Genomic DNA, 21,530 nt, shown 5'->3' with positions numbered 1-21,530 from the left:
CCCCATACCCAGCGCCGCGAAAACGCGCTATAGACGCCGCCGAAACGGCGAGGCCGACGGCATTTATGGCAAGAATATCCCTGAAGCTCGAGGAACTGATCGACGGCGAAGCCTTGCGCCGCGAGATGACCGAACTGACCGCGGCCACGGCAGGCGACGGCTCCGGCAAGGCCGCGCGCAGCGGCGTTCTCAAACTTCTCAAAAGCCGACTCGCCGACGGCCGCACGGTCGCCGAACGCATGCTGATGGACGATGGCAGCGGTACCGCCTGCGCCGCCCGGCTGTCGCATCTGATGGATGAGATCATCCGCGCGCTCTACGACTTCGCCGCCACCCATGTCTATCGCGTCAAAAACCCGTCATCGGCCGAGCGCATGGCGGTCGTCGCCGTCGGCGGCTATGGCCGTGGCACGCTGGCGCCCGGGTCCGACATCGACCTGCTGTTCCTGCTGCCCTACAAGCAGACGCCATGGGGCGAGCAGATCGTCGAATACATGCTTTACATGCTGTGGGACCTCGGGCTGAAGGTCGGCCACGCCACCCGCAACATCGACGAGTGCCTTAGGCTGTCGCGCACCGACATCACCATCCGCACCTCGATCCTGGAGGCGCGCTTCCTGTGGGGCGAGCAAAAGCTCTATGACGAGCTTTTGCAGCGCTTCGACCACGAGGTGGTGCGCACCACCGGCCCCGAATATGTCCAGGCCAAGCTCGCCGAACGCGACGAGCGCCACGCCAAGGCCGGCGAGAGCCGTTACCTGGTCGAACCTAACGTCAAGGACGGCAAGGGCGGCCTGCGCGACCTGCAGACGCTGTTCTGGATCGCCAAATATTTCTACCGCGTGCGTACCGGCGAGGAACTGGTCGACAAGGGTGTCTTCACCGACGCCGAATACAGGGAATTCCAGAAGGCCGAGGATTTTCTATGGGCGGTGCGCTGCCACATGCATTTCCTCACCGGCAAGGCCGAGGAGCGGCTGCATTTCGATATCCAGCGCGATATTGCCGAGCGGCTGGGCTACACCACCCATCCCGGCCTGTCGGCGGTCGAGCGATTCATGAAGCACTACTTCCTCGTCGCCAAGGATGTCGGCGACCTGACCCGCATTTTCTGCGCCGCGCTGGAAGAAGAGCAGGCCAAGCATGTGCCGGGCTTCAACCGCATCTTCCTCACCTTTTCGCGGCGCAAGCGCAAGCTCGCCGGCACGGCCGATTTCATCGTCGACAACCACCGCATCAACATTGCCGACGACGAGGTGTTCGAGCGCGATCCGGTTAACCTGCTCAGGCTGTTCTGGTTTGCCGACAAGCATGGCCTGGAATTCCACCCCGATGCGCTGAAGCTTTTGACCCGCTCTCTCGGCCTCGTCGGCAAGGCGCTCAGGCGCGACGAGGAGGCCAATCGGCTGTTCCTCGATGTGTTGACCTCGGACCGCAACGCCGAGCTCAATCTGCGGCGCATGAACGAGGCCGGACTGCTGGCAAAGCTGATCCCGGATTTCGGCAAGATCGTCGCCATGATGCAGTTCTCGATGTACCACCACTACACGGTGGACGAGCACCTCATCCGCTGCATCGGCGTGCTGGCCGAGATCGAGCGCGGCGACGGCGAAAAGGTCCATCCACTCGCCCACTCGCTGATGCCGGGGCTGAAGAAGAGCCGCGAGGCGCTCTATGTCGCCGTGCTGCTGCACGACATCGCCAAGGGCAGGCCGGAGGACCATTCGCAAGCCGGCGCCAGGATCGCCCGGCGCATCTGCCCGCATATGGGGCTGTCGCCGGCCGACACCGAAACGGTTGCCTGGCTGGTCGAGAACCACCTCGTCATGTCGATGACGGCGCAGACCCGCGATCTCAACGACCGCAAGACGATCGAGGATTTTGCCGCCATCGTGCAGTCGGTCGAACGGCTGAAGATGCTGCTTGTGCTTACCGTCTGCGATATCCGCGGCGTCGGGCCTGGGGTCTGGAACGGCTGGAAGGGCCAGTTGCTGCGTACGCTCTACTACGAGACCGAGCTTTTGTTGACCGGCGGGTTTTCGGAGGTGTCGCGCGCCAAACGGACGGCGGCGGCGCGCGAACAACTGGCCGAGGCGCTTGCCGACTGGCCGGAAAAGGCCCGCAAGCGTTATGTCGGCCAGCACTACGAGAACTATCTGCTGGCGGTCGATCTTCCCGACCAGCTCCGCCATGCCGAATTCATCCGCGAGGCCGATCACGCCGGCAAGAAGCTCGCCACCATGGTCAAAACCCACCAGTTCGAGGCGGTGACCGAGATCACCGTGCTGGCGCAGGACCATCCGCGCCTGCTTTCGGTGATTGCCGGCGCCTGTGCCGCGGCCGGCGGCAACATCGTCGACGCGCAGATCTTCACCACCTCGGACGGCCGCGCGCTCGACACCATCCTGATCTCGAGGGAGTTCGACCGCGACGAGGACGAGCGCCGCCGTGCCGAGCGCGTCGGCCGGCTGATCGAGGACGTGCTGTCGGGCAAGAGCTGGCTGCCCGAAATGATCGAGAAGCGCACCAAGCCGCGGCGCGGCGCCAAGGTTTTCCGTATTCCGCCACGCGCCGAGATCCGCAACACGCTGTCGAACCGTTTCTCGGTGATCGAGGTCGAGGGGCTGGACAGGCCGGGCCTTCTGTCGGAGATCACCGGCATGTTGTCGGACCTGTCGCTCGACATCGCCTCGGCCCACATCACCACCTTCGGCGAAAAAGTCATCGACACGTTCTACGTCACCGATCTCACCGGCCAGAAGATCGACAGCCCGTCGCGCACCGCGACCATCCGCAACAGGCTGATCGCGGTGCTCGAGGGCACGGCGTCCGAGCGCGGCAAGACCAAAACGGCCGCCGAGTGACGGTTACCTTCCATTTGCCCCAATCGCACAGGCAGTCTTCAAGCGCATGAGCCTTGTCAAGAAATTCGCCACGGTCGCTTCCGGCACGCTGATGAGCCGCGCACTCGGTTTCGGCCGCGAGATGCTGATGGCTGCCGCACTCGGCACCGGGCCGATCGCCGACGCCTTCAACGCCGCCTTCCAGTTTCCCAACACCTTTCGCCGGCTGTTCGCCGAAGGCGCCTTCAATGCCGCCTTCGTACCGCTATTCGCCAAGGAGATCGAGACACACGGCACCGACGGCGCCAAGCGCTTTTCCGAAGAGGTGTTCGGCGTCTTGTTCACGGCGCTTCTGGCGCTGACCATCGCCATGGAACTGGCGATGCCGCTGATCGTGCGCTATCTGGTGGCGCCGGGCTTTGCCGACACGCCGGGAAAATTCGAGACGACGGTGGCGCTGGCGACCGTCATGTTCCCCTACCTGATCTGCATGTCGCTCGGCGCCATGATGGCCGGCATGCTGAATTCGCTGCGCCGCTATTTCGCCGCTGCGGTGGCGCCGGTGTTCCTCAACGTCATCCTTATCGCCGTGCTTGCCTATGCCTGGTACAAGGGTTCGGACGCCCGCACCGTTGGTTTCGGCCTGGCTTGGGGCGTGCTGGCGGCCGGCCTGGTGCAGCTGGCGATCGTCTGGGCTGCGGTGCGCCATGCCGGCATTTCGATCGGCTTCCGGCGGCCGAAGATGACGCCGAACGTCAAGCGGCTGCTGATCCTGGCGCTGCCGGCGGCGATCACCGGGGGCATCACCCAGATCAACCAGCTGATCGGCACGGCGATCGCGTCGGCGCAGGACAGCGCGGTGTCGTCGCTGGCCTATGCCGACCGCGTTTACCAGCTGCCGCTGGGCGTCGTCGGCGTCGCCGTCGCCATCGTGCTTTTGCCGGAACTGTCGCGGGCGCTGAAATCAGGCAATCTGGTCGAGGCCGCCAATCTGCAGAACCGCTCGGTCGAGTTTACCCTTTTCATGACCTTGCCGGCGGCGGCCGCGCTGCTGGTCATGTCCGAGCCGATCGTGCGGCTGGTCTATGAGCGCGGCGCCTTTGCCGCCAACAATTCGACGCCGACGGTCGCGGCAATCCTGGCGATCTTCGGCCTCGGCCTGCCGGCCTTCGTGCTGATCAAGGCGTTCACCCCAGGCTATTTCGCTCGCGAGGACACGCGCACGCCGATGATTTTCGCCGCCATCTCGGTGGCGGTTAACATTACGACGGCGCTGACGCTGTTTCCGACGATGGGCGCGCCCGGCATTGCCGTTGCCTCCGCTGTCGCCGGCTGGGTCAATGCGGCGATGCTGCTCGCCGTGCTGATCCGGCGCGGCCATTGGGGCCGCGACGTGCCGCTCATGAAACGCATCCCGCGGCTGGTGCTGTCGGCGGCGGTGATGGCGGCGGCGCTCTATTTTGCCGAACACTGGTTCGCCGCAAGGCTCGGCTCCGGCTCGCCGCTGGTGATCAAGGCGGCAACCCTGCTTGCGCTCGTCGCCGGCGGGGCGCTGCTTTACTTCGTCACCGCCTTCGCCACCGGCGGTGCCGATTTCGGCATGATCCGCCGCAATATCGGGCGCAAGGGCTCCCAGCCGGTCAAGGAGCAATCTCCGGATCCGTGAGGGGGAAAATTCATCAGCGCCAATTTTGTTCTTGCTTTGTGCCGGCAGCTATGCTATTAATTTCGGTATGGTGCTAATTGGCTCCAACGACCCGCCCACCGAGGCGGGTTTTTGTTTCTGGTCGGCGCCATCCCTCAAACAGCCTTCTGTTCGGCCGACGTCAAAGCCTGCGCGCCCTGGCCAACGCCCCTCTTGATCGTCTCCTCGCTCTCGTCCATAAGCGCGCCGTCGCAAGACTTTCGCCGCGCGCGAAACGGCCCTCCACAAGCCAGGGAAACACCATGACCGATCAGCCCCCCTTCAAACCGCTCGTTTTTTCCGGCGTCCAGCCAACCGGCAATCTGCATCTCGGCAATTATCTCGGCGCCATCAAGAAATTCGTCGCCCTGCAGGACACCTCCGACTGTATCTATTGCGTCGTCGATCTGCATTCGCTGACCGCACAGCTCGTCCATGAGGATCTGCAGGACCAGACGCGGTCGATCACCGCGGCGTTTCTCGCCTCCGGCATCGACCCGACCAAGCACATCGTCTTCAACCAGTCGCGGGTGATGCAGCACGCCGAGCTTGCCTGGATCTTCAACTGCGTGGCGCGCATCGGTTGGATGAACCGCATGACGCAATTCAAGGACAAGGCGGGCAAGGACCGCGAGAACGCCTCGCTCGGCCTGCTCGCCTATCCCTCCCTGATGGCCGCCGACATCCTCGTCTACCGCGCCACCCATGTGCCGGTCGGCGACGACCAGAAGCAGCATCTGGAGCTGACCCGCGACATCGCGCAGAAATTCAACAACGACTTTTCGGACCGCATCGCAGCGCTTGGCGTCGGCGTCGAGATGCAGGTGGGCGAAGAGACGGTGAACGGCTATTTCCCGCTGACCGAGCCGGTCATCGGCGGCCCGGCGGCGCGCATCATGTCGCTGCGCGACGGTTCGAAGAAGATGTCGAAGTCCGACCCGTCGGACTTGTCGCGCATCAACCTGACCGACGATGCCGACGCCATCTCGAAGAAGATCCGCAAGGCCAAGACCGACCCGGAGGCTTTGCCCGGCGAACTGGACGGGCTTGCCGGCCGGCCGGAAGCAGAAAACCTCGTCGGTATCTATGCCGGCCTCGCCGAAATCTCGAAAGAGGCGGTGCTGAAGGAATATGGCGGCCAGCAGTTTTCGGTGTTCAAGCCGGCGCTGGCCGACCTTGCGGTGGAAAAACTGGCGCCGATCGCCGGCGAGATGCGCCGCATCTCCAGCGACCGCGCCTATGTCGACGCGGTGCTGCGCGATGGCGGCGAGCGTGCCGGCACATTGGCCGAAGCGACCATGAAGACCGTGCGCGAGATTATCGGCCTGCTGCAAGGCTAATGCGTGTCGCGCAAAAGTGTGCAGCGGTTTTGCGATAACGACATGCATAAAACAAGAACCTGAAGCGCGTCGCTGGTCGAACGCGACGCGCTTTAAGCTGCACCAGCATTGCCACAGCCGCCGGTCGCTTGCGGGCGGGCTGTGGCGGTGGCAGATTGCGGCCGAAACCATCGAACAGGGTGAATATGGTCTCCAAACGCCTCAGCCGCGAAGTCGGTCATCGCCGCAAGTTCCTGGCGATCATCGACGACACGCCCGAATGCGAGCGCGCCGTCGCCTACGCCTCGAAGCGGGCGCAAAGCACGGGCGGCGTGCTGGTGCTGCTCTATGTCATCGAGCCGGATGATTTCCAGCACTGGCTGGGCGTCGAGAAGATCATGCGCGAGGAGGCGACCGCCACGGCGCGTGCCGCACTGGACAGCTACGCCAACAAGGTGCGCCAGAAGCTCGGCATCGAGCCGGAACTGGTGGTGCGCGAAGGTAAGCCGACCGAAGAGATCCACAAGCTGATCGAGGAAGACCAGGACATCGCCATCCTGGTGCTGGCGGCAGGCGCCGGCAAGGAAGGCCCAGGGCCGCTGGTCGGCGCGGTCGCCGGCAAGGGCGCCGCCTTTCCGATTCCCGTCACGGTGGTGCCGCAGAACCTGTCGGACGAGGAGATCGACAGCCTCGCCTGAGATGTGCTGATATTCAGGTGAGGCCGGCCTGCAAATGGCGGCTTCCTGCGCTTCCGGTGCTCACGTACCAAAGTACGCTCCGCTCCGGTTCTCGGAAACCACCATTTTCGGCTCGGCCTGACCTGAATCTCAACACATCTCCAATCGTTTCAGCGAACTAGCAAAACATTCCGCCAGCCAGCCGTTCTCCCCGATGCCTTTCCCTTGAATGTCGGGCGGATAAAGCCTAATTAGAATTATTCCAAACTAGCTGCCCCAACGGGCACGGAGACGGCCATGTTCATCCAGACCGAGTCGACGCCAAACCCGGCGACGCTGAAATTCCTGCCCGGCAAGGAAGTGCTGCAAGAAGGCACCGCCGATTTCCGCGATGCCGATAGCGCCGCGACGGCTTCGCCGCTCGCCGGCCGGCTGTTCGAAATCCCCGGCGTCACCGGCGTCTTCTTCGGCTATGACTTCATCACCGTGACCAAGGACGGCCCCGACTGGCAGCATCTGAAGCCGGCTATCCTCGGCGCCATCATGGAGCATTTCATGTCCGGCGCCCCGGTGATGGCCAAGGCCGGCCCCGCCGCCGAGACCAGCCAGACCGGCGAATTCTACGACAAGGCCGACGAGGAGCTGGTCGTCACCATCAAGGAGCTGCTCGACACGCGGGTGCGCCCGGCGGTGGCCCAGGACGGCGGCGACATCACCTTCCGCGGCTTCGAGAACGGCACCGTGTTCCTGCACATGAAGGGCGCCTGCGCCGGCTGCCCGTCGTCGACGGCGACGCTGAAGCACGGCATCCAGAACCTGCTCCGGCACTTTGTGCCGGAAGTGCAGCACGTCGAACAGGTCTCCTGACGCACCGTTCCATCGTCAACGTCGATAGACAACAAAAAACCGGGCCAAAGTGCCCGGTTTTCTGTTTGCGACGTCTGTGTTGTTGCCTAGACGGTCCGCGTATAAGGGTTTTATATCACAATGACCTTGGCGCCGACCGAGGTGCGGTCGTAGAGGTCGATAATGTCCTGGTTCATCAGCCGGATGCAGCCCGACGACATCGCCTTGCCGATCGAATTCCATTCCGGGCTGCCATGCAGGCGATAACCCATGTCGCCGCCCTTGTTGAACAGGTACATGGCGCGCGCGCCGAGCGGGTTCTTCAACCCCGGCTCCATGCCACCGGCAAACTTGGCCAACTCCGGCTGGCGCTTGATCATCTGCGAAGGCGGTGTCCAGGTCGGCCATTCGCGCTTCAGCGCGATATGGGCGGTGCCGTGCCATTCGAAACCCTCACGGCCGACGCCGATGCCGTAGCGCATCGCTTCGCCGTCGCCCATGACGAAATAGAGGAACTTGTTCTGCGTATCGACGATAATGGTGCCCGGCTTTTCCCTGGTGTCGTAGTCGACGATCTGCCGGCGGTATTTGAACGGCACCTTTTCGATCGGAACGCGCGGCAGGTGATAGCCGGCGTCGGTCACCGCGCCGTAGTTGTTGGTGAAGATCTGCGAGCCGATGGTGCTGCAACCGGCGACAGCCGTCGACAGCGCCAGGGCCGCGACGATTGCAAGTGACTTCATGCGCATGAAAAGGTCCGATGCCTGCCCAAACAACAGCGGCTCGAGTCGGCCGCTTTTTTCATCTTCATTCATGCTGGCATTTGCTTTGCTTGCCAAGCGGGCGATGCCTATATCCTTGGACTTGCGTGCTGGTAAACCCGCGACTATGGCATTTCGGCAACAGCCCCCGCAGGATTATGTTGCAAAATCAATGGGGCCAGGAACAAGGACCAGGAGACGAAGAAATCACCCATGAAGTCGGCGACGCTGCCCGGCGCTCTGGCCTGCGGCCAAGACCATCCGTTGCTACGAGGAGATCGGCCTGAGACGCGGCCGCCGCAGGGGAAAGTCCAGACGGGCCCGGGTTTAATAAAGGACGCCGCGAAGCACGGCCCAAGCCAGAAGCCCGAACGTGCCGATCACCACCAATGCACCAAGGACCGTGCCGATCTTTTCAGGCAATCCATCGGGGCGACCAGGATCGTCGGCCATTCAACTATCGATCATGACGTAGGCCGCACCAAACACGGCAACGATAATTGCCCCAAGCACCGCCCAGCCTCTGATGGCCGAGCGGATTTCCTCCGGCGTCGCCGATTTCCGGTCGTCATCTTCCGTCATCTAATGCTCCTCCTAAAATCCGTGGCAGACATTGAAAACGCAAGCTGCAACGTGCGCCGTTCGAGAGCAAGCGTTCCCCAGCCTTCGACACTCCGCAGGGGCGGCGGTCACGATCCCGGTGGGCGGTACCGGATCGACTTGGCTTTGCCAAGCGCGTCCATCGTCTCTTCGACACTTAACAGGACGGTGGTCTGGTACGAGCTGAGCGCGCCTCCCGCACCGATGGCCAGCATGACAGAGGCCATGGACACGTTGTCCGGCGCCTCCCATAGGTTCCAGCCATCGTACTCCCCGAAGGCATACCAGAACCCGTGCAGCTTTCCGCCGACCGACTCGATGTAGGAACGGGCAGCCTCGCGTCTGTCCTCGGGATTATCCATCAAGCGCGCCCAGGTTTCGGGCCTGTAGCTGAATCGCGTGAGATACATCGGCATGGTTCGTCTCCTCCCAGAGCTGCCCCCACCAAGACAGTTAAGCGCCCCAATCCGGGAGAACGCGAGTCGTTTCCGAGGCGTAGTACCGCTGGCTTAGTTGCGGGGCCGCTAATAGACCTGTTTCAATTGCCTTTTCCCAAGGGGAGTAAGGTCAATGGCCGCATATCTCATTGCTGATGTAGACGTAACCGACGCCGCCGTTTTCGAGGAATACCGCCGGGACGTGCCGGCAACCGAAGCCCGCTACGGGGGAAGGTACATCGCTCGCGGCGGAGCCACCAAAGTTCTGGAAGGCGATTGGGAACCTCATCGCCTCGTCATTGTCGAATTCCCGGACATGGCGTCCCTCCTGGCATGGTACGACTCTCCGGAATACGGCCGCCTCAAGGCCATCCGCGAACGCTGCGCAAAGACGAGAATTATTGCTCTGGAGGGCATGATGCCGGTTAGCTGAAGGTCGGGTCGATGACAATGGCAAGTCTGAGTTGCCATATCAGGTGCGGCCCGGCGACGGGACAGGAGCATTCTGATATGAATCAGCAAGCTTTAAACTTGCGGGCGGGAAACGGCCAATGATGGGAGGATGACGCCGGAAACACTCATTGAACGGGACCTACAAATCAATATGACCCAACACCAGATCGGCAGGCGGTGTTACAGCGTGACCTAGGGTTGTGTCATGGCGTTGAAAATGCCGGCGCCAACTATCGCACATAAGGCTGCGGCCCCAAGCCCTCCCACAATGATGCACCACCAGGCGCGGCCATTTCCCCGAAGCACGGGATTCATTTTTATCATCCGTCGCGCCAGAAGCCCCTGGTAGAGTGCATAAGAAGACCCGAAACCGGCGAGCCAAATGACGGAAAATACGACGCCCCGCGTGAGCATCCTATTGAGCCTAGTCTGCTCGACCGTCAAACTTGCATTCTCAGTAACCATGCTTCGCCACCTTTTTTTATTACGCTGCGACCACTATCGGGCCTGCAGCGGTGAATATTAGATCAACGGCGACGCCTCGCGAAAACATAGCTCCCCTCACCCGTAGGAATTGCATTGCCACCACCGGCTACAAACATTTGCGGGTGCTTGCTGCCGCCAAAGCTATCCTCGACGCTGTTAAGTTGTTGGAAGGGGGCGCGCTCTGCCAGCCATTCCTGTATGCTCTCGAAGAGAATGGGCAGGCCGTTCGGGCTCGATCGATCTTCAGCAGAAGACGTATAAAGCACCACACCGCTCACGACGCTCATTGTGACTTAGCCATTGCCTAACGGGCCTTCTTGCCCGTCTCCAGCCGTTCGAAAGCAGCTTCTTCGTTGTGGAAGTGTGGCTCGAAAAGGACACCCATAACCCGGATTCCTACTGTGGATTCAAGGTATCAGGCACATCGCCGTGTTTGTAAAGTGCGTAATCGCCCGCAAAAGGCGATTCTATGGTTGACAAACCCAGGGCCGAACGGGCATAAATTGACGGCCAGCCGCGCCAACGGAATGACCCGTTTCTTCATTCAGGAGAAAGTCTTTAAACTTGGGGGCGCGGCTGTGCCTACCCAGCCGTAGGGGAATGGCCATCGCTTGCTACAGTTGGTAGCGGAGCGCCGCCTACCAGGTGCACGCTTTGGGTGCCAATGTTGACGCAGGCCCTTTTCCCTGCTGTTATGCCATCATACATGAGGGTGTTCGCCAAGTTAGGAACACATTAACTGGCGAAGCGTTAGTTTGTATGAGTAGCCACGCAGGCCGGGGAGGCCGAAATGGGCATCCAGGTTAAAGATATCCAAATCCTATGCAAGGAAGTTGGCGGTATGTACGTGCTGACTTCGCCTGCCGTGCCTGAGTTACACGTCGCCAACGTGGATAAGCAGGCCGCATACGACTCGATTCAGGCTACCCTTGACATGATTGGACGCATGAAAGAGCGGCAGGCTGCTCGCAATGCGCACAAGGAAATGCAAGCCGAGCGGCGATACGCCTGATTGCGCTACCTAGCGACTGATGTCTACGTGGCATTGGCAGGTTTCGGCTGCGAATTTGATGGCGACGAGACTGACTCCTCCGAGGGTTGGTACACGTCTGACGGTCACATCTTCGTCTTGCCCAAGCCTATAGTGGATAATGATGGCCGGCACTGGCTTTCAGCCGAGGTCGTTGACGAGATAATCAGAGATCGCTGGCTGCCCTTCACGCTTCAGTTGCTCGCGCGCTACGACTAGTCCTTCGCCTCGCGCTCCCGGCGTACAAACTCTTTTATCTGTTCGGGCGTGAGCCTCTTGGCCTTGGCGATCTTCTGCACAATGGCTTCGAATGCCGCGTCGGACTGATCGGTTTTCAGTTCGCGGGCCGCTTCGCGGAATTTATCGATCTGCGGCTTGTCCGCTGATTTAGCCATAGGAATATAGACTCCGATTCGTGCGTATGCTAAACGAATGGGCGGGGAGTGATCCCCGCCCAAACTCTATCTTATGAGGCGCGGTTGGGAATAGCCCGCCGCGCGCGGTATGTGGAGCATGGGAACTCCAGTCTCCCGGGAACTACCAGTCCCGGGTCTGGCCGCCGGACGAAGCGGAATTTCAGTTTGGAGAACTTGGCGGTTCTCCGGTGTCTGGGGAGGCTTTCGCCTCCCCATTCTCGTTTTGCGCCTTTGTGCCAGCGCTGATCAAATCATCTACAAACCCGCCTCGCTTTGGATCTGCTACACGCATACCGTCGCGAACAATTTTTCCCGCCCCCTTCATCATGCTCAATGTAGGGCTGATCGTGGACATTGGGACTTCGACCCCCTTCAAAGCAGAAACCTCTACCTGCAACTGGTTAGCCGTCCACCACACCTTGTCGCTCGCACCCAAAACGATAAGAATCAGGCTTTCCACAGACTCCCTAGCGGGGTCCACAGTGTAGTTTTCAACCTTCGACGACAAAGGCGGCGGCGGCAGGACGTGCCTTGGAAGGCTGTTCAGAGTAACGCCCGGAACTGTCTGGGAGGCACGAACAGACGGCGTGTACTCTCCTAGACGCCTAAGAACGCGCTCGGCAACCGCTAGCTCGGACAGCTCCAGCTTGCGTTCTTCGATCTCTGCTTCAAGCTGTTCACGACGCGCCGCGACATCGGAAAGGGACGGGTTTGTGTTCATGATTCGTATCTACTCTAAATCAATCCAAGATGCAATCCGCCCGATTGATTGTTAAGCGAACATTAAACGAACATGCCAATGGTCAGATAAAGCCATCCGGTTGATTGAAGCTTGACGTCGGATTGGTGATCTGCAATATCGACGTTGACGCCCGTCGTCGCACTTTCGTCCCTGCTCGTTCGTTCTGAAACGGGCGGAACGCATAGAGCGCTCCGGAGCGCTGGGCTCTTTCCCAGCTAACTCCAGAGGTCAAAGACGATGGTTTATTGTCAGTTGCCTAAGGGCGTTCACGTTCGTTTTTACGTTCGTGTCCGCTTTGGAAGGGTAGAGTTCGTCACTGAACACTGCCGTTCCTTTCCTTCTCGCTAACGGTTTGGCGACCCTGAGAAGGTGATAAGAAGGCGACGGGCGTCACCTACTCGAAACACCATGAATCATTTGGGATTTCGCGTCAAGGCCGGCGGCGCTTTGCATACCGCCAGTAGGGCAATTCGAGTTGAACGGGCTTTCGGAAGTGCGTCCGCTTCTCGTCAAGCAGGTCTATGATAGGTCAGGCGCTTACCGGCGGCACCCTTCAAGGCAATGAAAGCGCGCGTGCCGTCATCGACGCCCATGGCAGTCCGGTTCGAATAGCGGAAGTCGAATTCAGCCAAATAGCGGTGCAGATGGTGTTCGGCGCAATGCTGATAGACGCCCTTCATGCCGCGCTTGAAGATCGAATAGTAACCTTCGACGGTGTTCGTATGGATGGTGCCGCGAACGTATTCGTCCTTGGAATGCGTGACGAAATCATGCGAGGCAAATTCCTGGCCCGCGCGGCGATAGATACCGGACTCATCCGTCATCAATGCGCTTTCCTTGGCAATGTTGGCGCGAACGATTGGCATGACATTGCCAATGCGGGCGGTATCGACGTGGAAGGAACGAGCGCGACCGCCGCGTTCAACCAGGCTGACAACGGTGTTTTTGTGACCAGCGCCACGCTTGACCGGGGTGTCCTTGAGGCGACCGATGTAGGTTTCGTCAACCTCGACAGTCTTGCCATTGCCACCAAGCGGGGAGAGTTCGCCAGACGCCATTGCAAGGCGAATGCGATGGCACAGGAACCAAGCGGCCTCATAGGTGCATTCGAGTATGCGGTGCATCTGGTGAGCGCTGACGCCCTTCTTAGAGGCGCACATGAGGTGGATGGCCTGAAGCCACTTGGTGAGCGGCAAATGGGTTTCCTCGAAGATCGAACCCATGCGGACGGTGAACTGCGAACGGCAAGCGCCGCACTTATAGAGACCATGCCGCTCAACGCCGTTCGGGTTTTTCTTGGAAGGCTTGGTGCGGACGCCCTTCAATTTGTAGTGCTTGTCCACGGAACCGCACTTAGGGCAAACCGGACCATTCGGCCACAAGATCGCCTCGACGTGTTCGAAAGCCTTGGCTTCGTCGTGGAATTCGGGGCGGGACAGGATGGACATGGCGATAACTCCTTGGAATCGTTATCGCAGTTCCATTTGGGTTTGTCAACCATAGAATCGCCCCGCAAAAACCGGTTCAAACCGTGAACAAAATCTGGCATGGTGGTCGCCATGCCGATCATTTCACCTCTACCTCTCAACCCGCTCATCGACGGCCGCCAGTCGGAGCGCGCCATGCTGGTCCGGCGCGGCGTGCAGCGGCTGCTCAGGCAGATGGGCGCGCATGTCTTGCCCGAACTGTCGCTGGCCACTGGCCGCCGCGCCGACCTCGTCGCGCTGACCCGCCACGGCGACATCTGGATCATCGAGATCAAATCCTCGATCGAGGATTTCAGGGTCGACCGCAAATGGCCGGACTACCGGCTGCATTCCGACCGCTTCTTCTTCGCCACCCATCCCGGCGTGCCTTCCGAAATCTTTCCGCAGGAATGCGGCTTCATTCTCTCCGACGGCTATGGCGCCGAGATCTTGCGCGATGCGCCCGAGCATCGCATGGCGGCGGCGACGCGCAAGGCGCTGATGCTGCGGATCGCACGCGCCGGTGCGTCGCGGCTGCTCGCGGCCGAGCTCGCCGGCGTGTCGGTGCCGGCGCTGGACGGCGAGAGCGAGTAGGGGGGTGCGCTCGTCGTGATTTCAGACGTCGTGCTGCCCCTCGTCCGGCCGCTGCGCGGGTGAGGGGGCATCTTCCCAAATGCGATAGCCCTGCGGAAGCGAGGATGAGAACCGCTATTCCACGATGCGGTAGATATTCCACAGGCTGGTGCCCGACACCACGTAAGGCTCCATCTCCTTGCCCCATTTGGCGGTGCGCGTCGATCTTGTCGATCCTGGCGAAGAACGCCTCCAACTGGCGAGGCTTTCGACCTGGTGACGTGACCCGACCGTCGCTTCCCGCGCGCCGTTCGATCCAGTCATGATCTGGAACTTGAGGTCGTCGAGACCGACCTGCGAGCCGATCTCGCGTTCTCATTCTTTAAGAGTTCGAGCACGGTCTGCTTGTGGCCGAACTTGGCGTCGATCTGCCATCTGGCACTGAACATCGCCGCCTCCTCACTCGTCCCACGCCTGCACGACGGTCTGGCGCACGATCAGGCCGTTCTTCAGCTCCAGCATCGCCGCGCAGAACACCTTGGTCCCGTCCGGATAGGCGCACGCCTGGGTGAAGGCGAGATTGTTGCCGTCGGCGATGGTGGTGTCGACCTTGTGGGTCATCGCCCGGCTGCAAATGTCGTCCCAGAACGTGGTGATCGCAGCGCGCCCGCGGATTTCGCGCGGCTTGCTCGGCGGGTTGTTGCGGTCGATCACCCGCACCAATGCGTCGTCGGCATAGAAGCTCGCCAGCAATTTTCCATCACGGCCCTCAATCGCCTTCTTGATCGCAGCGCCGTCTATCGTCTGTGTCTTGGTCAGCATTTTTTCCTCCATAGGCCCGTCTTAACCGGGCATTCAATTGATCAGAACCGCCCTGCGCTCACAGACGGGCAGGTGGCTCACTGCGACTTCGCCTTGACGGCCGCGAACACCTCGTCGGACTGCTTCTTGAAAGTGGCGAGATCGACCTGGCTGCCGTTGAGCATCGTCGACCAGTGGCGCACGATCGCCGCCATCGCCACCGCCTCCTTGATCTCCTCGTCGCTGGCGCCATTGAGCTTGGCCGCCTGCGTGTGGAAATAGATGCAGTACTGGCAGGGGATCTGCGAGGCGACGGCGAGGCCTATCAATTCCTTGGTCTTGCCGTCGAGCGCGGTGTTCGGGTTGAGCTGCACGCCCTTGATCTCGGCCCAGGCGCCGGCAACAGCGACATCCGGCAGCGTCTTGAACATGTCCGGTACCGAGCCGAGCGTTGCCTGGATGTCCTTGTAGGCAGCCGTCGCCGAGGTGTCTTCGGCCTTGGCAGGAACGATCGCCAACAGCGCGCCAACGCCTGCCGCAAGCACCAGTGATTTGAGTGTCGACTTCAGCATTTTATTCCTCCCTTCGCAGCGCCTTTCCCGGCGATATCCGCCTGGCCTGCATGGGACGAAGTGATAGCGCTTACGCATGCCCGGCCGCTTCGCCCGAAAGCGCCATGGCTCCTATGGCCCGTGCGGGCCAGCGTGCCGGGCCGAGAACGCCGCCGCCGCCGCCCGCGACGGCAGGTCCAGCTTGAGCAGAATATTGGCGACGTGGCGCTTGACGGTGTGTTCGCTCAGCCCGAGTTCGGCGGCGATCGCGGCATTGCTCTTGCCATCGGCGATGAGGTTCACCACCTCGCTTTCGCGCGCCGTCAGTGCGGCCGGCTCGGCAGCCTTGGCCTTCGGCCGGCAGGCCGGCTCCAGATGCTGTTCCGAGGTCGCCTGCACCAGCGCCAGCGGCTCATCCAGCTCGTCAAGCGCGATGCGCCCGGCGTCATTGAAATGAAGCCCTGAACCGGCGGCGAGATCGGCGACCAGCCGTGAAGCGAGGATGTCGCCGCGCCCGGCATGCGCGGCAAGCTGCATCGTCACGCGCGCCGTCAACCCCGTCGGCGGCCCACGCAACTCGACCTCGCCGACATGCACGCCCTGCGCGCTGGCGACGCCGATCTCCTGCGCCGCATCGCGCAGCCCCGCCGCGCAGCGTACGGCCCGCGCCGGGCCGTCGAAGCGCGCCATCATCAGCTCGCCATGCGTGCCGGCCGGGCGGCCGCCATGGCGCCCGACCAGCAGGCGCCATGTTTCCTGAAAACGTCGGCTGCGCTCGCTCCACATACGGTCGCCAAGCCGCGCCGTGTCGTAGATCCGGGTGACCAGCAGTGCAGCCAGCACGCGCTCGGCCTCGGCAACGGCGCGCGCTCCGGTCAGGAATTCCTCGATCAGATCGGCCACCCGGTCGACATCGCCGGTCCAGATCGGGTGGTCGCGCCCGGCCACCTCGACCAGCCGCGCATTCGGGATCTTCCTTGCCAGGAAGCGGCTGGCCTCCGGGTCGACGCGCGCATCGTTGCGGCGATGGATGAGCAGCGTCGGTGCGCTGATCGCCGCCAGCACGCCGCGCACGTCGATAGCCGCATTCATGCGGGCCAGGGCGATTGCCGCGGTCGGGCTCGCCGACAGCCGCTCGAAGCGCGCCCACCATGTGGCGAAACGCGGATCGTCGACGCGGCCGGGCGCGAAATGAGGCAGGGTGGCGCCGGTGCCCCATGCGGTCTCCGCCGTCGCGATGAACGCCTCAAGGCGTTCCGGCGGCATCACCCATTTGTGGAAATGCGCATAGCCGCCATAAAGCGCCAGCGCCCGCGTCCGCTCCGGGTAGGTGGCGGCGAACAGCATTGCCATCGGCGCGCCTTCCGAAGCGCCGACCAAGGCGGCGCGGCCGCTGCCGGTCGCATCCATCACCGCGCGTACATCGTCCATGCGGGTTTCGAGGCTGGGCAGGTGGTGGACATCGACGCGGTCGGACAGACCGGTGCCGCGCTTGTCGAACAGGATCAGCCGTGAGAACGCGGAAAGCCGCTTCAACAGCCGGGTGTAGCCCTCGTCTTCCCAGTGCAGGTCGAGATTGGAAATGAAACCCGGCACGAAGACGAGATCGAGCGATCCCTGGCCGACCACCTGATAGGCGATCCGCACGTCGCCACTGAGCGCGTATCGAGTTTCGATCGGCCTCACGAGTTGTCCGCCCGACCCGACGATTTCTTATCGCCGGATCATAGCAGAGGCGCGCGGCCTGCGGCAGATGAAACTTCAGAGAGTGTGAATGTGGGCCAGCGGCGCCTACTTCTGTGACGCGGCGGCAGTCTCGGTGTTCGCTCCGCCGACGCTAAAACCTGCGCCCTCCGGCGCGCCCGGCCGCTTGATGTGTGGCGCGGCCGCGACGACAAGCTCGTTGAACCCCTCGCCACCGCTGTCCAGCATCTCGAACAATTGCCGGCGCATCCTCGGCTCCCAGAATTTGTTGATGTGCTCGGCGACGCCGGCAATGCCTTGCTCGCGCGGCTTTGAGTGGAAAAAGGCGGCAATCTGGTTGGCCATGCGAACCAGCTTTTCGCTGGTGCTCATGAGGTGGCCCTCGTCATGCGACATGCTTGGCAACTCCGGAAACCACGCGGTCAGGATGGGTGAAAATATCGAAATCGTCGCCGCGCACCAGCGCCACCAGCGTCATGCCGGAATCGTTCGCGGTGCGGATGGCAAGTGCCGTCGGCGCCGAGACGGCAATGATGACGGCCGAGCCGATCGCCGCGGTCTTCTGCACCATCTCGACCGAAACGCGCGACGTGACGACGACGGCCCCCGACCTGCCGTCGATACCGGCTTTGGCCAGCGCGCCAGCCAGCTTGTCCAGTGCGTTATGGCGGCCGACATCCTCGCGCGCCATGACGATGCCCTTGCCGGGAAGGTAAAAACCGGCGGCGTGGACGGCACCGGTCTCGGCGTGCAGCGGCTGCAGCTTCGACAAAAGCTTGACCGAGCGGACGATGTCATTGGCCTGAAGTGTAAGTTGCGACGCACCGACCGGGTTTACCGAGCGCATCGCCTCCTCGATCGATTCGATGCCGCACAACCCGCAGCCGACCGGGCCGGCCAGGCGTCTGCGACGCGCTTCGAAGCGGGTGTTGGCCTGGTCCTTCAGCCGGATCTGGATATCGATGCCGGCGCCGTGATCCTCGACTTCGATCGCTTCGATTTCGTCCGGCGAGGCAATGATGCCTTCGGTCAGCGAGAAGCCGAGCGCGAAATCCTCGAAATCAGCCGGGCTTGCCATCATCACCGCATGCGTGGTGCCGGCAAAGGAGAACGCCACCGGCGTCTCTTCCGGCACCATGCGGTTGGCGGCCGCAGTGCCGCCGGCGCGGCGCGCGAGACGCGAGATCTGCGCAATGGCTTTGCGGCGCGCGGTCAAGGACTACTCCGCCGCTTCCAACTTCGCGATGCGGCGGCTTTGCTTTGCCTGCTCGTCATAGTCGCGCTGCCATTCCGACGGGCCGTTGGATGCACCCACCTGCACCGCGGTCACCTTGTATTCCGGGCAGTTGGTCGCCCAGTCGGAGAAGTCGGTGGTGATGACGTTAGCCTGGGTGTCGGGATGGTGGAAGGTCGTATAGACGACGCCCGGCGACACCCGCTCGGTGATCAGCGCGCGCAGCGTCGTCTCGCCCGAGCGGCTGGTCAGCCGCACCCAGTCGCCATCGCGCAGGCCGCGATTTTCGGCATCGTGCGGATGGATCTCCAGCCGGTCCTCGCTATGCCAGACCACGTTGTCGGTGCGCCGGGTCTGCGCGCCGACATTGTATTGCGACAGGATGCGGCCGGTGGTCAGCAGCAGCGGGAAGCGCGGTCCGGTCCTTTCGTCGGTCGCGACATATTCGGTGCGGATGAACTTGCCCTTGCCGCGCACGAAGCCGCCAATGTGCATGATCGGCGTGCCTTCCGGCGACTTCTCGTTGCAGGGCCACTGCACCGAGCCCACCCGGTCGAGAAGGTCGAAGGAAACGCCGGCGAAACTTGGTGTTGTCTTGGCGATCTCGTCCATGATCTGGGACGGATGCGTGTAGTTCCAGCCGAGGCCGAGCGCCTTGGCGAGCTCCTGCGTCGCTTCCCAGTCGGCATAGCCGCATTTCGGCTCCATTACCTTGCGCACCATGTTGATGCGGCGCTCGGCATTGGTGAAGGTGCCGTCCTTCTCGAGGAACGTCGAGCCGGGCAGGAACACATGCGCGTAGTTGGCCGTCTCGTTGAGGAAGAGGTCGTGCACGACGACGCATTCCATCGCGGCGAGACCGGCGGCGACATGCTTGGTGTCGGGGTCCGACTGCAGGATGTCCTCGCCCTGCACATACAGTCCCTTGAACGAGCCGTCGACGGCCGCATCCAGCATATTGGGGATGCGCAGGCCGGGCTCGTCGTCGAGCTTGACGCCCCACAGGCTCTCATAGATGGCGCGCACCGCGTCGCCTGAAATGTGGCGATAGCCGGGAAGCTCGTGCGGGAACGAGCCCATGTCGCAGGAGCCCTGCACATTGTTCTGGCCGCGCAGCGGGTTCACGCCGACGCCCGGCCGGCCGATATTGCCGGTCGCCATGGCGAGGTTGGCAATGGCGATGACGGTGGTCGAGCCCTGGCTGTGCTCGGTCACGCCGAGGCCGTAATAGATCGCGCCGTTGCCGCCGCGAGCATAGAGCCGCGCCGCGCCGCGTATGTCGTCGGGATCGACATTTGCAAGCTGGCCGACCACTTCCGGGCTATTTTCCGGCAGCGCCACGAACGATGCCCAGTCCTGGAACTCGTCCCAGTCGCAGCGCTCGCGGATGAAGGCCTCGTCGAACAGGCCCTCGGTGACGATGACATGGGCAAGTGCGGTCAGCATGGCGACGTTGGTGCCCGGCTTCAGCGGCAGATGGAACTGCGCCTCGACGTGGGCCGAGCGCACGATGTCGGTGCGGCGCGGATCGAGCACGATCAGCTTGGCGCCCTCGCGCATGCGCTTCTTCATGCGCGAGGCGAACACCGGATGCGCGTCGGTCGGATTGGCGCCGATCAGCAGGATCACGTCCGTCTGCTCGATCGAATCGAAATCCTGCGTACCGGCGGAGGTGCCGAAGGTCTGGCCGAGACCATAGCCGGTCGGCGAATGGCAGACACGGGCGCAGGTATCGACATTGTTGTTGCGGAAGCCCTGCCGGACCAGCTTCTGGACGAGGTAGGTCTCCTCGTTGGTGCAGCGCGACGAGGTGATGCCGCCGATCGAGGTGCGGCCGTACTGGTACTGGATGCGGCGGAACTCATTCGCCGTATGGGTGAGCGCCTCTTCCCACGACACTTCGCGCCACGGATCGCTGACCTTTTCGCGGATCATCGGTTTCAGGATCCGGTCCTCGTGCGTCGCATAGCCATAGGCGAAGCGGCCCTTGACGCAGGAGTGGCCGTGGTTGGCCTTGCCTGCCTTGTAGGGCATCATACGAATGACCTCGTCGCCCTTGACCTCGGCCTTGAACGAGCAGCCGACGCCGCAATAGGCGCAGGTGGTGACGGTCGAGCGCTCGGGCAGGCCTTTCGCCAGCACGGTCTTCTCCCTCAGCGCATCGGTCGGGCAGGCCTGCACGCAGGCCCCGCAAGAGACGCACTCGGAATCGACGAACGCCTCGTGCATGCCGGCCGAGACCCTGGATTCGAAGCCGCGGCCCTCGATGGTCAGCGCGAACGTGCCCTGCACCTCCTCACAAGCGCGCACGCAGCGCGAGCAGACGATGCACTGCGTCGGATCGTAGGTGAAATACGGGTTCGATTCATCGCGGGCGATGTAATCGATGGTCAGCGAGCCATGGCCGGGCGCCACGCCGTTTTCCTGCTTCACGTGGTTGCGGCCGTCCACGCCATAGCGGTTCTCGGTCAGGCCGACCGTCGTGACGACCTTGTCGAACTCGCTGGCGCCAGTGCCGGCCTTCTCGCCCCACGCCGCAGGATGGTCGGAGACGTAGAGTTCCATCACGCCGCGGCGAATCGCGTTCAGCCGATCGGTCTGCGTATGCACGACCATGCCTTCGCCAACCGGCGTCGTGCATGAAGCCGGCGTGCCGCCGCGCCCGTCGATCTCGACGAGGCAGACCCGGCAGGAGCCGAACGAGTCCAGCATGTCGGTGGCGCACAGTTTCGGGATTTCGACGCCCGCTTCCATCGAAGCGCGCATGATCGAGGTCCCCGCCGGTACCGTTATCGACTTGCCGTCGACCGTCAGCGTCACTTGCTGCTCGGCTTCAGAGGCAGGTGTGCCGTAGTCGATTTCCTGGACCAGCGATTTGATGTCGAATGCCGCGTTCATGGCTGTCCG

23 protein-coding genes are annotated in these 21,530 nt (G+C 62.4%); 8 read left to right on the top strand and 15 right to left on the bottom strand.

Annotation, left to right across the window (positions count from 1 at the left end; translation table 11 throughout):
- Positions 1-65 precede the first annotated feature (65 nt).
- The 5 genes from NKH93_RS08835 to NKH93_RS08815 all read left to right on the top strand — a co-directional run bounded on the left by NKH93_RS08835 (position 66) and on the right by NKH93_RS08815 (position 7,390).
- Positions 66-2,864 carry a [protein-PII] uridylyltransferase gene (locus tag NKH93_RS08835; protein WP_352613825.1) on the top strand — a complete coding sequence of 933 codons (2,799 nt, stop codon included), beginning with the start codon at positions 66-68 and terminating at the stop codon, positions 2,862-2,864.
- Positions 2,865-2,910: 46 nt separating this feature from the next.
- Positions 2,911-4,509, top strand: a complete 1,599-nt coding sequence (gene murJ, locus NKH93_RS08830; protein ID WP_352469975.1) for a murein biosynthesis integral membrane protein MurJ — start codon at positions 2,911-2,913, stop codon at positions 4,507-4,509.
- A gap of 281 nt (positions 4,510-4,790) precedes the next feature.
- Positions 4,791-5,867 carry a tryptophan--tRNA ligase gene (trpS, locus tag NKH93_RS08825; RefSeq protein WP_352969902.1) on the top strand — a complete coding sequence of 359 codons (1,077 nt, stop codon included), beginning with the start codon at positions 4,791-4,793 and terminating at the stop codon, positions 5,865-5,867.
- Between the two features lie 185 nt (positions 5,868-6,052).
- Positions 6,053-6,544: a universal stress protein gene (locus tag NKH93_RS08820; RefSeq protein WP_023676385.1), complete on the top strand. Its 492-nt coding sequence runs from the start codon at positions 6,053-6,055 to the stop codon at positions 6,542-6,544.
- Between the two features lie 276 nt (positions 6,545-6,820).
- Positions 6,821-7,390: a NifU family protein gene (locus tag NKH93_RS08815; RefSeq protein WP_023676386.1), complete on the top strand. Its 570-nt coding sequence runs from the start codon at positions 6,821-6,823 to the stop codon at positions 7,388-7,390.
- Between the two features lie 110 nt (positions 7,391-7,500).
- Here NKH93_RS08815 and NKH93_RS08810 read toward each other — a convergent pair whose 3' ends face one another.
- From NKH93_RS08810 to NKH93_RS08795, 4 genes are all read right to left on the bottom strand, one after another.
- The gene (locus NKH93_RS08810) at positions 7,501-8,118 is read right to left on the bottom strand and encodes a L,D-transpeptidase (RefSeq protein WP_352448678.1); all 618 of its coding nucleotides are present in this window, start codon (positions 8,116-8,118) and stop codon (positions 7,501-7,503) included.
- Between the two features lie 339 nt (positions 8,119-8,457).
- Entirely contained in the window at positions 8,458-8,583 is a 126-nt protein-coding gene (locus NKH93_RS08805; protein WP_352540448.1) for a hypothetical protein, read from the bottom strand.
- Complete coding sequence (locus NKH93_RS08800; protein ID WP_302893588.1) at positions 8,584-8,712, bottom strand: hypothetical protein; 129 nt, start codon at positions 8,710-8,712, stop codon at positions 8,584-8,586. It abuts the gene before it with no gap.
- Between the two features lie 107 nt (positions 8,713-8,819).
- Positions 8,820-9,146 carry a GYD domain-containing protein gene (locus NKH93_RS08795; protein ID WP_023676390.1) on the bottom strand — a complete coding sequence of 109 codons (327 nt, stop codon included), beginning with the start codon at positions 9,144-9,146 and terminating at the stop codon, positions 8,820-8,822.
- Between the two features lie 154 nt (positions 9,147-9,300).
- Here NKH93_RS08795 and NKH93_RS08790 point away from each other — a divergent pair, with 154 nt between their 5' ends.
- Positions 9,301-9,600, top strand: coding sequence for a DUF1330 domain-containing protein (locus NKH93_RS08790; RefSeq protein ID WP_352613829.1), 300 nt, complete (start codon positions 9,301-9,303; stop codon positions 9,598-9,600).
- A gap of 547 nt (positions 9,601-10,147) precedes the next feature.
- On the opposite strand, the gene NKH93_RS08785 is transcribed toward NKH93_RS08790, so the two are convergent.
- On the bottom strand, positions 10,148-10,393 hold the full coding sequence (locus NKH93_RS08785; protein ID WP_352969899.1) for a hypothetical protein: 246 nt from the start codon (positions 10,391-10,393) through the stop codon (positions 10,148-10,150).
- Between the two features lie 503 nt (positions 10,394-10,896).
- Here NKH93_RS08785 and NKH93_RS08780 point away from each other — a divergent pair.
- On the top strand, positions 10,897-11,118 hold the full coding sequence (locus NKH93_RS08780; RefSeq protein ID WP_352969897.1) for a hypothetical protein: 222 nt from the start codon (positions 10,897-10,899) through the stop codon (positions 11,116-11,118).
- 233 nt (positions 11,119-11,351) lie between these two features.
- Here the strand turns inward: NKH93_RS08780 and NKH93_RS08775 are convergent, their stop codons facing one another.
- The 3 genes from NKH93_RS08775 to NKH93_RS08765 all read right to left on the bottom strand — a co-directional run bounded on the left by NKH93_RS08775 (position 11,352) and on the right by NKH93_RS08765 (position 13,742).
- A complete protein-coding gene (locus NKH93_RS08775; RefSeq protein WP_352969895.1) occupies positions 11,352-11,531 on the bottom strand; it encodes a hypothetical protein in 180 nt (59 codons plus the stop codon).
- A 181-nt stretch (positions 11,532-11,712) separates the two neighbouring features.
- Positions 11,713-12,273 (bottom strand): hypothetical protein, encoded by a 561-nt coding sequence (locus NKH93_RS08770; RefSeq protein ID WP_352969893.1) that lies wholly within the window; start codon positions 12,271-12,273, stop codon positions 11,713-11,715.
- A gap of 530 nt (positions 12,274-12,803) precedes the next feature.
- The gene (locus NKH93_RS08765) at positions 12,804-13,742 is read right to left on the bottom strand and encodes an IS1595 family transposase (protein ID WP_352969891.1); all 939 of its coding nucleotides are present in this window, start codon (positions 13,740-13,742) and stop codon (positions 12,804-12,806) included.
- A gap of 111 nt (positions 13,743-13,853) precedes the next feature.
- Between NKH93_RS08765 and NKH93_RS08760 the strand changes: the two genes are divergently transcribed.
- Positions 13,854-14,354: an MmcB family DNA repair protein gene (locus tag NKH93_RS08760; RefSeq protein WP_352818486.1), complete on the top strand. Its 501-nt coding sequence runs from the start codon at positions 13,854-13,856 to the stop codon at positions 14,352-14,354.
- Positions 14,355-14,468: 114 nt separating this feature from the next.
- On the opposite strand, the gene NKH93_RS08755 is transcribed toward NKH93_RS08760, so the two are convergent.
- The 7 genes from NKH93_RS08755 to fdhF form a co-directional block, all read right to left on the bottom strand.
- Positions 14,469-14,657 carry a hypothetical protein gene (locus NKH93_RS08755; RefSeq protein WP_352969889.1) on the bottom strand — a complete coding sequence of 63 codons (189 nt, stop codon included), beginning with the start codon at positions 14,655-14,657 and terminating at the stop codon, positions 14,469-14,471.
- 135 nt (positions 14,658-14,792) lie between these two features.
- On the bottom strand, positions 14,793-15,155 hold the full coding sequence (locus tag NKH93_RS08750) for a nuclear transport factor 2 family protein (RefSeq protein ID WP_352969887.1): 363 nt from the start codon (positions 15,153-15,155) through the stop codon (positions 14,793-14,795).
- A 77-nt stretch (positions 15,156-15,232) separates the two neighbouring features.
- The gene (locus NKH93_RS08745) at positions 15,233-15,706 is read right to left on the bottom strand and encodes a carboxymuconolactone decarboxylase family protein (protein ID WP_352969885.1); all 474 of its coding nucleotides are present in this window, start codon (positions 15,704-15,706) and stop codon (positions 15,233-15,235) included.
- 111 nt (positions 15,707-15,817) lie between these two features.
- On the bottom strand, positions 15,818-17,371 hold the full coding sequence (locus NKH93_RS08740; RefSeq protein WP_352969883.1) for an alpha/beta fold hydrolase: 1,554 nt from the start codon (positions 17,369-17,371) through the stop codon (positions 15,818-15,820).
- A gap of 105 nt (positions 17,372-17,476) precedes the next feature.
- Positions 17,477-17,785 (bottom strand): formate dehydrogenase subunit delta, encoded by a 309-nt coding sequence (locus NKH93_RS08735; RefSeq protein ID WP_352469984.1) that lies wholly within the window; start codon positions 17,783-17,785, stop codon positions 17,477-17,479.
- Positions 17,775-18,605: a formate dehydrogenase accessory sulfurtransferase FdhD gene (fdhD, locus tag NKH93_RS08730; RefSeq protein WP_352702418.1), complete on the bottom strand. Its 831-nt coding sequence runs from the start codon at positions 18,603-18,605 to the stop codon at positions 17,775-17,777. Before fdhD ends, NKH93_RS08735 begins: the two co-directional genes overlap by 11 nt.
- 3 nt (positions 18,606-18,608) lie before the next feature.
- A complete protein-coding gene (gene fdhF / locus NKH93_RS08725) occupies positions 18,609-21,521 on the bottom strand; it encodes a formate dehydrogenase subunit alpha (RefSeq protein ID WP_352767170.1) in 2,913 nt (970 codons plus the stop codon).
- Positions 21,522-21,530 lie beyond the last annotated feature (9 nt).

The sequence above is a fragment of the Mesorhizobium sp. M0954 genome, from assembly GCF_040319155.1.
Taxonomy (GTDB): Bacteria; Pseudomonadota; Alphaproteobacteria; order Rhizobiales; family Rhizobiaceae; genus Mesorhizobium.
This window is presented reverse-complemented; position numbering and strand designations above follow the sequence as displayed.